The following is a 13,031-nucleotide window of genomic DNA, read 5'->3' as shown; positions in this document are numbered from 1 at the left end:
TGCTGAACCCGGTGAACGCCCCCGAAATACCACCCACGCCTCTCTCGACGCTCAGTGTCGTCATCCCGACGCTCGACGCCGGGGCGGGCCTGGATGAAACGCTCCGCGCCCTCGGCGATCCGGCACTGCTGCGCGAGATTATCATAGCCGACGGCGGATCGACCGACGACACCATGGCCATCGCCACCGCCCATGGCTGCCGGATCGTAAGCACCGCGCCGGGGCGCGGACGGCAATTGGCGGCGGGGGCGGCGGCGGCGCGCGGGAATTGGTTGTTGTTCCTCCATGGCGACACCCGCCTTGACGGTAACTGGCGGTCCGCCATTTCCCGGCACATGGCCGATGGAACGATGGTGCGGTGCGCCGGGGTTTTTACCCTGCGCTTTGCCGGCGTCTCCGCCCAGGCGCGGCGCGTCGCCGCCCTCGCCAACTGGCGGACCCGCGTTTTCGCCCTGCCCTACGGCGATCAGGGGTTGCTGATCGGGCGGGATTTTTACGCCGCCACCGGCGGGTTTCGCCCTTTGCAGATCATGGAAGACGTCGATTTTGTCCGACGTATCGGCAGATCCCACATCGCCATTTTGGAGGGCGTCGCGATAACCTCGCAGGCGCGTTATCTAAAAGACGGTTGGTGGGCGCGCCCTTTGAAAAACCTGGGCTGTCTGGCGCTTTATTTTCTCGGCGTTCCGAACGCCTGGATCGCGAGACTCTACCGATGAGACGTTCTCGTCACCTTGTCATTCTGGCGCGCGCGCCACAAATGGGGCAGGGCAAGCGCCGCCTCGCCCGGGATATCGGCGATCTTCAGGCGGTTCGTTTTTCCCGCCTAATCCTGGCGCGGACCCTACGCGTCCTGGGGCGCGATCCCAGATGGCGCACCTGGCTCGCCTTGACCCCCGATCGCGCCGCACGCGACCGCCGTTTCTGGCCGCGCACGGTATGCCCACTGGCCCAGGGCGACGGCGATATCGCCCGGCGAATGATGCGACCGATGCACCGTCTGCCGCCCGGCCCCGTGGTGCTGATCGGTGGCGATATCCCCGATGTTTCAATTCGCCACATCTGGCGGGCGTTTCAGGCATTGAAACGTCACCATATGGCGTTCGGACCGGCGGGCGATGGTGGTTTTTGGTTATTCGGCCAACGCCGCATGCCGACAATCGTCGATCCCTTCACCGGGGTTCGTTGGTCAGGCCCCGACGCCCTGGCCGACACCCTGGCCAACATCCCCAAGGGATGGACCTGGGGATTGTGCGACATCCTGCACGACGTCGATGACGGCCCCGCTTGGCGCGCCTGGCGGGCGCGCAAGCGCGATGGCTAATAGGCGGAAAACCCGCCGCAACGACCTTCATTGCAAGGGTTTTCCAACGACATCCGCGTTTAAATTCATCTCCGCCAGACGCACCAGATCCAGACGCACCAGATAAAGAGGACCTGACCCTAGTGGATCGACTCCGACGTTTCGCTCCCGCGAACCATCGGGCCGACCACTATCTATCTTTTTGTTGCAGTTTGATTTCTTCACACATTTGTGTCCAATTGCATCGGACTCAAATGTTAAACTCAAACCACTAGGAAAGATGCTCTTGCAGGCGGGGCATCAGTTCGACGAAGTTGCACGGCTTGAAGCGGGCGTCGAGCTGCTGCACCAGGATTTCGTCCCAGGCGTCCTTGCACGCGCCGGGCGATCCGGGCAGGGCGAACAGATAGGTGCCTCCCGCGACCCCGGCGACGGCGCGCGATTGAATCGTCGAGGTTTTTATTTTTTGATAGCTGATCCAGCGGAAGACCTCGCCGAAACCCGGAATTTCCTTTTCGAACACGGCGCGGAAGGCCTCCGGCGTGACGTCGCGCCCGGTGACCCCCGTTCCGCCCGTCGAAATCACGACATCGACGCCGGGATCGACGATCCATGACTTTAGGCGCGCCGTAATCAGGGAGATTTCGTCGCGAACAATGTCGCGCGCGACGACGACATGGCCCGCCTTTTCGATACGATCGACCAGGGTTTGCCCCGAACGATCCTCGTCCAGGGTCCGACTGTCGGAAACCGTGAGCACCGCGATATTGACCGGAAGAAAGTCCCGGTGTCCTTCAATTTTTGACATTTTCCGCCACCACTACAGATTGTTGTCCCAAGGCCGTGTAAACCGGCCACCTTCCGGCGGCAAGGGCGTCAAGCGAGGGCGAGGGCTGGCCCAGGCGATCGCGATAAGCCCACAGGTTGGCGTGCACCCGTTCGATAAAATCCCGCGTTTCACGGGACGGAATGCTTTCGATGAAAAAAAGCGCGTCGTCCATGTCGTCGGTGTTGCGCCGCCACTTGTTGAGATTCCCCGGCCCCCCGTTCCAGGCCGCCGCCATCAAGAAAAGGTCACCGTTGATTTTACTGTCGGACAAAAGAAACTCGACATAGCTTTGTCCTAATTTCAAATTGCGCTCGGGGCTGAACAGGTGTTTGCGCTTGCTCCGTCGATAGCCTCCGTCGCCGGCGATGAAGCTTGCGGTTCCCGGCATCAGTTGCATCAGGCCGCGCGCGCCGGCGGAACTTTTGGCGCGTGGATTAAAGCGCGATTCCTGGCGCACCAAGGCGTAAATCAACGCCCGATCGACTTGGAACCCACCTTCGGGCCGCCAATAGGGCACCGGGTAGGCCGCCCCGTCATAGCCGCCACCGGATGGATACAAAGCCGAGGACAGCCGCACCGCCAGCGAAGCCATATCGGCGCGTACCGCCAGCGCCATGACATCCTTGGCCAGCGCGTCGCCACCGCGGGCGGCGGCGAGCAAAAGTTCGCGCCCCGCGCGCGCCGCGTCACCCACCTCTAAAAGAGCGAGAGCCCGGCGCGCGCCGGGGTTGGCGATAAGACGCGCGCGGACATCCCCGCTCAATGCCGGCACCGACCAGTCGAACCCCAAGGGAAGACCAAGCACCCGGCGCGCCAAAATTCCGTAAAAGGTATGCCCTTGCGCGCTCGCCTCACGCAGATAATCTTCGACCCGCCCGGGCCGACGGGCCACCAAGTTCGCCCGCGCCGCCCAGAACGCCGCAGCGGCGACCGTCCATGGCGAATCTTCAAACTTGGCGGCTTGTTCGAAGTGATCCGCCGCAATTTGAAACTTGCCCAGTCGCCACGCCGCCAGACCCGCGAACCAATGGGCGTCGGGCACCTTGTCGCCAGAGCGTCGCGCCGCCTTTTCGGCCCATTGCAAGGCCCAGCTATCGCGCCCGGCGCTGAAGTAGCCTTGCGCCAGACGGGCGCGCGCCCAATCCATGTCGGCGGAGGAAAAAGCCCGCCGCACGGCCTTGCTTTCGATCAAGCGCTTTGTTGACTTCGTCCAGCCGCTACGCAGCAGACTGCGTATTTTACGTTTGTAGGCGCGCACCCTGCGCGATCCGGTATAGGTCAAGTTGCGCGCGTACGTTCGCGCCGCCTGCCCACGCGACGCACCGACATCCTTGACCGGGCGCAGCGCAGGAACGCCCTTTGGCCGGTTTGGCGCGCGCCAATTCCTCGGCTTACGCCTGAGCGCCAGCTTATAAATTCGGTCGGCCTCGGGAAGATCGGCGTATCGCGCCAGCCAGCGTTTCAATTCTTTATAGTGGGAGCGATATTTAGTCGGGTGCAAATAGCGTTGCGCCAGGACATGCCCCATTAACACCCGGTCATCGAGCTTGGCGATCAAGCGATCGGCGGTTTTCCAATCACCAGCCTCCTGCACGGCGAAAATTCGCCGATAACGCCCCACATCGGCGGCGCCGAGAACCGAGGGAAGCTCGGCATGGGAACTTTTCGGAACGCCGCCGATTTGAGAAGAAGAAAGTGCGGCGTCAAAGCCTGCCTGAAGGTCGCCGGCGAACGCCGACGCATCGCCCTGCCCCTGAACAGGCGTGCGGTCCAGGGCGTAGGCGCGCGCGGCCCCTCCGCCAAGGGCGAAAGCCAGCACCAACGTCGCGCATATTTTCCGTGAGAGACAATCGAACGACAGCGGAATTTTCCCTAAAAAAATATTTTTCGAACTCGTCTCGATTTATAGGCGATGCCGCAAGCGCTGACAACCTCGGCGATGTTCGGGGGAAGACGCTGGCGCGGGTTCACGACGGGGCCGATTCTTCGTGTTCGAGTTTTTCGCGAATCGCTAATAAATCGCGCCATGCCAAGCGTTTTTGTTCCGGCGAGCGCAGCAAATACGCCGGATGAAAAATCGCGGTAGCGGGAACGGGGTGTCCCAGGCGCGGCGTCGAAAAGGTGAACCAGCGCCCACGTAAGCGGCTCATTCCGCCTTTCTGCGCCAATAGGGAATGACTCGCGGGCCCCCCCACCGTAACCAGGATTCGGGGATCGATCAACTCGATCAGGCGTTCGACAAAGGGCTGGCATACCGCGATTTCCGATGACGTCGGCGTGCGGTTACCGGGGGGGCGCCAGAACACGGTGTTGGAAATAAACACCGTGCTTCGGTCCAAGCCGATCGACGCCAGCATACGATCGAGCAACTGTCCACTGGCGCCGACGAAGGGGACGCCCTGGCGGTCCTCGTCCGCACCCGGGGCCTCGCCGATCAACACCAACTTGGCATCGGGCGCGCCGTCGCCGAACACCGTTGACATTGCCGTCCTCTTTAAGGGGCAGCCGTCGAAATCGGTCACCGCCGCGCGCAACGCCTCCAGGGTTTCAGCCGCACGCGCCAAGGCGACGGCGCTTTTTACCGACGCGTCGGCGCCCGGAATCGACCCCCGGCCCCCCCCTTGCATTTGTGGCGCGGAAACCGACGGATCGAAAGTGGACGACGGCGGCGGGGACGGCGGGGACGACGACGCAAGGGGCATCGCCGAGGCCTGGCTCTCCGAGCGATAGACGCGCCGTCCGGGTTCGCCCCGTCCAGACAACGCCTCGGCGAAACGGTCATGAGCGGCGTCGTCGATCGTCTCGTCAACGCCGGCCAAGACGTACCAACGCAAAACATCCTCGTCGGACATCATGTCTTCGCCGAACATCGCGCCGGAAGAATTTTCGGGAGGGGCCATTGTGCGCATAGGACCATGGTATCATGGCCAAAGCGACTTCGCGAGCCTTCTACCCTCAATAACAAGCGCACAAACAAGCGCACATCAAAGCGGGTCGCCTCGGCAAGGATTTCGCGGTTGCAGCATAATGCCCCATCCTGTTAAATCGGTTGCATCATAAAAACAACGAACGCCCGGTCCAAGCATCGGCGGGCGCGGCGACAGGCGGAGGAAACGATGGAACGCGAAGCGATGGAATTTGACGTCGTCGTCGTCGGGGCGGGCGTCGCCGGGCTGACGGCGGCCATTCACATCAAGCAACTGGCGGGCAAGGCCGGTCGAGATGTTTCGGTTTGCGTGCTCGAAAAAGGCTCGGAGGTCGGCGCCCATGTTCTGTCCGGGGCGGTCTTCGATCCGATCGCGCTGGAAGAACTGTTTCCCGACTGGCGCGAGATGGGCGCGCCGCTGAACACCCCCGCCACAGAAGACCGTTTTCAATACCTTACCCCGACCAAGGCGGTCGGCTTGCCGACCCCGCCGCAGATGCGCAATCACGGCAACTATGTCATCAGCATGGGCAATTTGGCCCGTTGGCTGGCCCGGCAGGGCGAAGCGCTGGGGGTCGAAATTTTCCCCGGCTTCAGCGCCGGGGAAAATTTGTTCGACGCCGATGGACGGCTGAAGGGGGTCGCGACCACGGACATGGGACGAAACGCCGACGGGACGCCGGGTCCACATTTCGAACCGGGCGTCGAACTGCACGCCCGTTACACCCTGTTCGCCGAAGGGTGCCGAGGCTCGCTCAGCGGGCAAATTATCGCCCATTTCAGCCTCGCCCACGGGCGCGCGCCGCAGACCTACGGGTTGGGCGTCAAGGAATTGTGGGAAGTCGCCCCGGACAAGCACCGCCCCGGCGCGATTACGCACACCGTCGGCTGGCCGTTGCAAAGCGACACCTACGGCGGGTCGTTCATCTACCATCTTGAAAATAATCAAGTCGCCGTCGGGCTGATCGTCGGGCTGGATTACGCCAATCCGTATCTGAGCCCATTCGACGAAATGCAACGTTTCAAGACCCATCCGGCGATCCGCCCGCTTTTCGAAGACGCAAAGCGGATCGCATACGGCGCGCGCGCGCTGAACGAAGGCGGGTTCCAGTCGATTCCCAAGCTGATTTTCCCCGGCGGAGCGCTGATCGGGGCGGCGGCGGGGTTCATGAACGTGCCGCGCATCAAAGGCTCGCACACCGCGATGAAATCGGCGCTGGAGGCGGCGAAGGCGGTTTTCCAGGGCCTGGATGACGGCGCGCCGGCGATCCTCGAAAATTATCCGAGAACCCTGAAAAAAAGTTGGGTATGGACCGAACTGTACCGTGCACGCAACATCCGCCCGGCCTTCCACAAGGGACTGTGGCCGGGAATCGCCTATTCGGCGATCGACACCTATGTGCTGCGCGGCCGCGCGCCGTGGACCTTCACACACCGAGAAGACCACAAAGCCCTAAAGCCGGCGGCGCAGGCGCACAAGATCGATTATCCCAAACCCGACGGGAAAGTCAGTTTCGACAAATTGTCCTCGGTGTTCATCTCCAACACCAACCATGAAGAAAATCAGCCCTGCCACCTGCGCCTAAACGACGACGCGACGCCGATCGACGTCAATCTCGCCCTCTACGACGGGCCGGAAAGCCGCTATTGCCCCGCCGGGGTGTATGAATTTCTCGACCCCGAACCGGACGGCGCAGGGCGAAAACGGTTGCAGATCAACGCCCAAAACTGCCTGCACTGTAAAACCTGCGATATCAAGGATCCGACGCAAAATATCACCTGGCGCGCGCCCGAGGGCGGCGGAGGGCCGAATTACCCCAACATGTGAGCAGAGCGGAAAGGTCGCCGCCGAGGACGCCGATGCGACTCAGTTCCGATTTGTAAGCCGCCCAGCTTATCGCTACACTCCGACGGGTGCGGACCGTCCCATGTTCCGCACCCTTGCATTTTGGATTTTTTCCACAGGAAACAGGCCCCTCGCCGCATGCCTCAGAAAAAGAGTTACCTCATGCCGACTCCGCGCTCGATATTCCCATCGAAAAAACAGCCGCGCCGTTTTGGCCGCGCCGCGATCATCGCCCCTGCCCTGTTGGTCCTCGCGGCATGCGCATCGGCGGGCACGACGACGGCGCACGAGCAACCGGCGTTTATCCCGGCGGCCTCGATCAGTGGCAATTATCTTTCAGGCATGCACGCCAACGCGCGCGGAGATATCCCACGCGCGATCGACTATTTTCAGACCATTGCTAAACAAAGACCCGACGACGTTTATTTGTGGAAATTGCTCTATGTCCTCAACCTGTCGGGCGGCGACATGAATCAGGCGACCGCGTTCGCGCGCCTCCTCCTTAAAAACCATATCAATGTCGCCTACGAGGCGTATCTGGTTCCCGTCGATGATCTCGTCAAGGGGCGCATGAAGCAAGCCGACGCCATATTATCGGGTCTCCCGAGTCAAGGCCTGCATATGTATTTGCGCCCCTTGATTCGCGCCTGGATCAAGGTCGCAAGCAAGGATTACGACGGCGCGTTGAAGGCGCTCCGCCCGCTGTCGAAGAAAAAAGACATCCAGCCCCTGTACGCCATGCACGAAGGCATGATCCAGGCTTTGTGGGGGCACCAGGACAAGGCGGAAAAATTACTCGAACAAGCAAATAACGGCGAGGACGGCCCCAGCTACCGCACCACGATCATTTTAGGCAACCTTTATGAACGGGCGGGAAAGCCCAACCAGGCGCGCCGCGTGTACCAAAACTACATCACGCAGAGCCGGTCGGGATACCTACTTGACGACGCCATGGCGCGTTTGAAAAGCGGGCGCAAACCCGCGCCGGCGATCAGAAACGCCACGGACGGCCTTGCCGAGGGGCTATTCGGGATCGCCAGTTCGCTGCGCCGCGATCACGTCAATGAACCGGCGCTGGATTTCGCCCGCATGGCGTTGGTTGCACGCCCGCATTTTCCCGCCGCACAAATTTTACTCGCCGATATTTACGAGCAAGAGGGGCAAATCCAAGCGGCGAACGCCGTCTACCGCCAAATCGACCCGGCGTCGGCCTTCGCCTGGGACGCCAAATTACGGATGGCGGACAATCTCAACGCCCTGGGGCAAATCAAAAACGCCCTCAAGCTGCTCGAAGCGCAGGCTAAGGCCTATCCCGATAGACCCGCCCCCTTGATTCAGATGGGCGACATTCTGCGCCACGCCGGGCGTTTCTCAGAGGCGGTGAACGCCTACGACCGGGCCTTTGCACGGATCAAAAACCCCGACGAGCGATCCTGGTCGCTGTATTATGCACGCGGCGTCGCCCTGGAACAGGCCAAGCAATGGCCGCGCGCCGAAGCCGACCTGCTAAAGGCGCTGTCACTCAACCCCAATCAGCCCAATGTACTCAACTATTTGGGGTATTCGTGGATGGAACAGGGCGAGCATCTCGATCGCGCCCTGGAGATGGTCCGTCAGGCCGTACTTTTACGCCCACGTGACGGTTATATTGTCGATAGCCTGGGTTGGGGGCTGTATCGGATCGGACATTACGCCGAGGCCGTCCGAGAGATGGAACGCGCCGTGCTTCTGGTTCCCGAAGACCCCGTGATCAACGACCACCTGGGCGATGTCTATTGGCAAGTGGGCCGACGCCAGGAAGCGCGTTTTCAATGGAACCACGCCTTATTTTTCGGCGCCGACGCCGCCTTGAAAAAATCCATCGAAAACAAACTGAAAAACGGCCTTCCCCCGCACAAGGTTCCCAGAAACGCCACCCCCAAACTGTCCCCCAAATCATCCTCCAAGACCGACGCGCCGGGCGACGTCAAGCCGGAGGCTCCATCCATATGAGCGCCCTCACCGTCGCCGCACCGGCCAAACTCAACCTCTATCTTCACGTCACGGGGCGACGCCCGGACGGCTATCATACGCTCGATTCGCTGGTCGCCTTCGCGGGCATTCAGGACATGATCCGGGTCGAAGAAAGCCGGGGCCTGACGCTGGACATCGAGGGACCGTTCAAAGATGACGTTCCGCACGGCGAGGAGAACATCGTTCTGCAGGCCGCGCTGGCGCTGCGCGAAAAGCTGGAAGCGCCGATGGGGGCCAAGATCACCTTGGTCAAGCGCCTGCCGGTGGCCAGCGGCCTGGGCGGCGGCTCGGCGGACGCGGCGGCCACCCTATCGGCCCTGATGCAATTGTGGAAAGACGCCCCCGCCGACGACGAACTGATGGCGCTGGCGCTAAAACTGGGCGCCGACGTTCCCGTATGCCTGGCCGGGCAGGCCTGTTTCGTCGGCGGCATCGGCGAAGAACTGACCCCCGCGCCGAAATTGCCCGAAAGCTGGGTGGTTCTGGTCAATCCCGGTGTCCCGCTGTCCACGCCCACCGTTTTCGCCGCACGGGAGGGCGATTTTTCCAGACCCAACCGCTTCGATTACGCCCCCGCCGACGGCGCCGAGCTGGCCGCCATTTTAGCCGAGCGCACCAACGACCTGCACGTCTCCGCATTGACGATGGCCCCGGTGATTGGCGATGTCCTGAAGGCGCTGAAAGACCGACCAGGCTGCCGTCTCGCCCGGATGTCGGGCAGCGGGGCGACCTGTTTCGCCCTGTTCGACACCGCCGACGCCGCCATTCAGACAACCATGGCCCTGGATAAAGACCACCCCGGATGGTGGGTTAAGACCGGTTCCCTGATCTGCGACACCGGAACGTTGAGCCGCCCCGCACCGTGATTTTCCGTGCCCGTCGGGTGATCGTTTTTTTTGCGCATTGACGGCTTGCGGCGCGCTCGATTTGCCCTTATGTTGCGCTCTCCTTGGTGGGGCGTCGCCAAGTGGTAAGGCACCGCTTTTTGGTAGCGGCATTCGCAGGTTCGAATCCTGCCGCCCCAGCCAATCCGATCATGCCACCGTCACCTGCCGCCGATGCGGACGGGACGGTGGCTTTTTTTGGCGCGCGCGCCTGTCGGTCCGACACCGAGCGACGGGCTTTCGGCGCGCCGGGGGGTGATGTACGATGACCTTCGCGCCCCATCCCCCGTTAGCCACACCGAGGAAGGTCGCCCGTCTGAAAGGTGTTCTCATGCCCAGCCCGCGCGCGCCTCTGCCGCCGTTTACCATCGCCCGTCTACCGCGCCTCGTGTTCGGGGCGGGGACCATCGCCCAATTGCCCGGCGAGATCGCGGCCCTGGGGCGGCGGGTTTTGATCGTCACCGGGGGGCGATCGTTCATGGAGGGACCGCACTGCGCCCCGCTGCTGGCCGAAGTGACGAGATCCGGCGCTAAATATTTCCAACTCGCGATTGCCGGTGAGCCGTCGCCCGAGTTGATCGACGACGCCGTACGCCAATATAAGGGCGCCGGCGTCGAGGCGGTGGTCGGCATCGGCGGCGGCAGCGCCTTGGACGGGGCCAAGGCCATCGCCGGCCTGCTTACGAGCGGCGACAGCGTGATGGACTTTCTCGAAGGCGTCGGTCCCGAACGACCCTACCGCGGCCCCGCCCTGCCCTTTATCGCCGTGCCGACCACCGCGGGCACCGGTAGCGAGGCGACCAAGAACGCCGTGCTCGGTCGCCACGGACCGGAAGGGTTTAAAAAATCCTTCCGGTCCGACGCCCTTGTGGCGCGGCTGGCGATCGTCGATCCGGATTTATTGTTCTCGTGTCCGAAAAGCGTCGTCGCCGCCAACGCCATGGACGCCTTCACCCAACTTCTGGAATCGCTGGTTTCGACGCGCGCCAATGTGATGACACGGGCGCTCGCCTGGTCGGGACTAGAGGCTTTCAATGACGGTTTATGGACGGCCTGGCGAAGCGCCGACGGCGACACGCCGACGCCCCGGCGGAGCCACGCCTTGCAGCGCCTCGCCTATGCCGCGATGATTTCGGGGATTTGCCTGGCGCAGACCGGCCTCGGGTCCGTTCACGGTCTGGCCGCGCCATTAGGCGCGTTTTTTCAAATTCCCCATGGCGTCGCCTGCGCGGCGGTTCTGGCGGCGGCGACGATGGTAAATATCGAGGCCCTGCGCGAGCGCGACCCGGAGAACCCGGCCCTCGACCTGTACGCCCGCGCCGGAACGCTGATCGGCGGTGGCGAAGACGACACGCCCCCCGGCGACCCCCTGGAGGCGCTGTGCGTTACCCTGCGCGGGTGGACCGAAACCTTGAACATTCCCCGTCTGGGCCATTTTGGCGTGGGCCCGGACGATATCGCGCGGCTTGTCGCCAACAGCCGAGGATCGAGCATGAAGACAAATCCCGTCGCCTTAAGCGACGCGGAAATCGCCGCCATCGTCCGGCGCAGCCTTTGAATGGAGAGCTGGCATTGTCCTGCAACAATTGCGGCGTTTTCAAAGAAGATGAAATCCAGTAATCATGAGACATGACGCACGCACCCCTGCACCCCTACGCCACGATTAAGAACGCCTTTTGGGGCGGCCTACGCGATGCCCTGGGCACCCCCGCGATCGTCCTTGGCGCAAGCATGGTAGGCTTTGGATCGTTGATGCAGGAAGATGGCTGGACGATCTGGCACGGCCTGTTTTCGACCATCACCACATGGGCCCTGCCCGGGCAAATCGCGATGGTCGAACTGTATCACGCCGGAGCGTCGCTGTTCGTCATCGTTCTCGCGGTGGGGCTGACCAATGCCCGACTTTTACCCCTGACGGTGACCCTATTTCCGATAATCCGCAATCCAACCACCCCGAAATGGGTCTATTATCCGCTCGCCCATCTCGTCGCCGCGACGGGATGGATTGGAGCCATGCGCCGCAACCCCACGCTTCCGCGCGAGCAACGCTTGCCTTATTTCGCCGGTTTCGCGCTGTTGTTGTGGGGGGTGTCTCAATTCGCCTTCGTCTTCGGGTTTTATCTGTCACGATCGGTTCCCCTGCCGGTTTCGCTGGGCCTGATGTTTCTCAATCCGTTGTATTTCGCCTTGTTGTTCACGCAGGACCTACGCCATCGCGGGCGAATTTTATCGCTCCTCCTAGGTGCGCTTAGCGGGCCCGTGCTTTATAAAATCATCCCCGATTGGAGCCTTCTCATCGCCGGACTGGGCGCGGGTACCTTGGCCTTCGCGGTGGATCGCGCGTTACCCGCAAGGGGTCCGCGGACCCGTTCCGCCGCCAAGGCGGACGACGCATGATCGCCTTGAACGACCATTGGCCGTGGATCGTGCTGGCGTGCAGCGCGTTGGCGACCTACGCCTCTCGCTTTTTGGGCGCCGCGCTGTCGGGACGCATTTCCCCCCAATCGGCGGCCTTCGCGTGGGTATCGTGCGTCACCTACGCCTTGTTGGCGGCGCTGATCGTCCGCATGATTTTGTTCCCCATGGGCGCGCTGGCGTCCACGGGATTGGGAACGCGCCTGGGCACGGCCGCGATCGCCTTTATCGTTTTCGCCGTGTCGCGCGGAAATCTTTTGCTAAGCCTGACCATCGGGGTTGGGGTCTTTGTTTATGTGTTGTGGTAAGCCGGGATTACAAGCCTAACGACCTTTCCGAAATCTTTACTTTTTTGACGAATTGCGTCTTATCGTCGAGTATGCCGCGGGGCGTTCGGACAGTAACGCAGAAAGCAAAGCTGAGAGAAATGGTTGAAATCATTGCTTTATTCGGATTTCTTATCGGCCTTAGCGCATTGCTGGTCAGCAGCGAGGCCATGCGCCGCCTAAGCCAGAGGTGTCTGCATCTCGAAGCGCAAATGTTCAAGGCGTCCCAGCGCATCACCAGGCTTGAAAGCGAAACCGGCGCCCTTCGTCGCCAATACCGCCGCCGCCAAGAAACGCTTATCGCCCTGGAACGAAAAAGCCGCCACGCCGCCGAAGAGCACGACGCGCCCCAGGGCGACGAATACCCGACCGAGGACATCCGAACGCCCCAACAGCGCTATGTTCCGTCGCAATTTCTCGATGCCTCACTGCGTCGCTCCGGGTAACGTCCGACGGAAACGGCACGCCCGTTAAGGGCGCACCCTTTGG

General features: G+C 62.1%; 12 protein-coding genes and 1 tRNA gene. 10 read left to right on the top strand and 3 right to left on the bottom strand.

The genetic code is table 11. From position 1 onward, the window contains the following. Positions 1-11 precede the first annotated feature (11 nt). Positions 12-719 (top strand): TIGR04283 family arsenosugar biosynthesis glycosyltransferase, encoded by a 708-nt coding sequence (locus tag P3M64_RS11785; RefSeq protein WP_243644731.1) that lies wholly within the window; start codon positions 12-14, stop codon positions 717-719. After that, positions 716-1,324 carry a TIGR04282 family arsenosugar biosynthesis glycosyltransferase gene (locus P3M64_RS11780; protein ID WP_132938524.1) on the top strand — a complete coding sequence of 203 codons (609 nt, stop codon included), beginning with the start codon at positions 716-718 and terminating at the stop codon, positions 1,322-1,324. The genes P3M64_RS11785 and P3M64_RS11780 overlap by 4 nt, the downstream gene beginning before the upstream one ends. Positions 1,325-1,574: 250 nt before the next feature. Here the strand turns inward: P3M64_RS11780 and moaB are convergent, their stop codons facing one another. The 3 genes from moaB to P3M64_RS11765 form a co-directional block, all read right to left on the bottom strand. After that, positions 1,575-2,111, bottom strand: a complete 537-nt coding sequence (gene moaB, locus P3M64_RS11775) for a molybdenum cofactor biosynthesis protein B (RefSeq protein ID WP_132938525.1) — start codon at positions 2,109-2,111, stop codon at positions 1,575-1,577. Continuing rightward, positions 2,098-3,951: a lytic transglycosylase domain-containing protein gene (locus P3M64_RS11770; RefSeq protein ID WP_132938526.1), complete on the bottom strand. Its 1,854-nt coding sequence runs from the start codon at positions 3,949-3,951 to the stop codon at positions 2,098-2,100. Before P3M64_RS11770 ends, moaB begins: the two co-directional genes overlap by 14 nt. Before the next feature lie 148 nt (positions 3,952-4,099). Next, positions 4,100-5,032 (bottom strand): uracil-DNA glycosylase, encoded by a 933-nt coding sequence (locus tag P3M64_RS11765; protein WP_243644732.1) that lies wholly within the window; start codon positions 5,030-5,032, stop codon positions 4,100-4,102. Between the two features lie 216 nt (positions 5,033-5,248). Here P3M64_RS11765 and P3M64_RS11760 point away from each other — a divergent pair, with 216 nt between their 5' ends. The 8 genes from P3M64_RS11760 to P3M64_RS11725 all read left to right on the top strand — a co-directional run bounded on the left by P3M64_RS11760 (position 5,249) and on the right by P3M64_RS11725 (position 12,988). Beyond that, positions 5,249-6,886, top strand: coding sequence for an electron transfer flavoprotein-ubiquinone oxidoreductase (locus P3M64_RS11760; protein ID WP_132938527.1), 1,638 nt, complete (start codon positions 5,249-5,251; stop codon positions 6,884-6,886). 180 nt (positions 6,887-7,066) lie between these two features. Beyond that, positions 7,067-8,896, top strand: coding sequence for a tetratricopeptide repeat protein (locus P3M64_RS11755; protein ID WP_165886261.1), 1,830 nt, complete (start codon positions 7,067-7,069; stop codon positions 8,894-8,896). Further along, a complete protein-coding gene (locus tag P3M64_RS11750; protein ID WP_132938529.1) occupies positions 8,893-9,783 on the top strand; it encodes a 4-(cytidine 5'-diphospho)-2-C-methyl-D-erythritol kinase in 891 nt (296 codons plus the stop codon). The genes P3M64_RS11755 and P3M64_RS11750 overlap by 4 nt, the downstream gene beginning before the upstream one ends. A gap of 87 nt (positions 9,784-9,870) precedes the next feature. Beyond that, a tRNA-Gln gene (locus tag P3M64_RS11745) sits at positions 9,871-9,945 on the top strand. 187 nt (positions 9,946-10,132) lie between these two features. Beyond that, positions 10,133-11,359 (top strand): iron-containing alcohol dehydrogenase, encoded by a 1,227-nt coding sequence (locus tag P3M64_RS11740; RefSeq protein ID WP_132938530.1) that lies wholly within the window; start codon positions 10,133-10,135, stop codon positions 11,357-11,359. A 71-nt stretch (positions 11,360-11,430) separates the two neighbouring features. Further along, positions 11,431-12,198, top strand: a complete 768-nt coding sequence (locus P3M64_RS11735; protein ID WP_132938531.1) for an AzlC family ABC transporter permease — start codon at positions 11,431-11,433, stop codon at positions 12,196-12,198. Further along, positions 12,195-12,524: an AzlD domain-containing protein gene (locus P3M64_RS11730; RefSeq protein WP_132938532.1), complete on the top strand. Its 330-nt coding sequence runs from the start codon at positions 12,195-12,197 to the stop codon at positions 12,522-12,524. The genes P3M64_RS11735 and P3M64_RS11730 overlap by 4 nt, the downstream gene beginning before the upstream one ends. Before the next feature lie 119 nt (positions 12,525-12,643). After that, the gene (locus tag P3M64_RS11725; protein ID WP_132938533.1) at positions 12,644-12,988 is read left to right on the top strand and encodes a hypothetical protein; all 345 of its coding nucleotides are present in this window, start codon (positions 12,644-12,646) and stop codon (positions 12,986-12,988) included. Positions 12,989-13,031 lie beyond the last annotated feature (43 nt).

Origin of the sequence: Varunaivibrio sulfuroxidans (assembly GCF_029318635.1) — a bacterium.
Classification (GTDB): Bacteria; Pseudomonadota; Alphaproteobacteria; order Rhodospirillales; family Magnetovibrionaceae; genus Varunaivibrio; species Varunaivibrio sulfuroxidans.
The sequence above is the reverse complement of the archived record's forward strand: the minus strand, read 5'-3'. Positions and strand labels throughout refer to the sequence as shown.

Coding starts and splice junctions, on each gene's coding strand:
- P3M64_RS11780 (WP_132938524.1), top strand. CDS start 716: ATGAGACGTTCTCGTCACCTTGTCATTCTGGCGCGCGCGCCACAAATG.
- moaB (WP_132938525.1), bottom strand. CDS start 2,111: ATGTCAAAAATTGAAGGACACCGGGACTTTCTTCCGGTCAATATCGCG.
- P3M64_RS11765 (WP_243644732.1), bottom strand. CDS start 5,032: ATGGCCCCTCCCGAAAATTCTTCCGGCGCGATGTTCGGCGAAGACATG.
- P3M64_RS11760 (WP_132938527.1), top strand. CDS start 5,249: ATGGAACGCGAAGCGATGGAATTTGACGTCGTCGTCGTCGGGGCGGGC.
- P3M64_RS11755 (WP_165886261.1), top strand. CDS start 7,067: ATGCCGACTCCGCGCTCGATATTCCCATCGAAAAAACAGCCGCGCCGT.
- P3M64_RS11750 (WP_132938529.1), top strand. CDS start 8,893: ATGAGCGCCCTCACCGTCGCCGCACCGGCCAAACTCAACCTCTATCTT.
- P3M64_RS11740 (WP_132938530.1), top strand. CDS start 10,133: ATGCCCAGCCCGCGCGCGCCTCTGCCGCCGTTTACCATCGCCCGTCTA.
- P3M64_RS11735 (WP_132938531.1), top strand. CDS start 11,431: ATGACGCACGCACCCCTGCACCCCTACGCCACGATTAAGAACGCCTTT.
- P3M64_RS11730 (WP_132938532.1), top strand. CDS start 12,195: ATGATCGCCTTGAACGACCATTGGCCGTGGATCGTGCTGGCGTGCAGC.
- P3M64_RS11725 (WP_132938533.1), top strand. CDS start 12,644: ATGGTTGAAATCATTGCTTTATTCGGATTTCTTATCGGCCTTAGCGCA.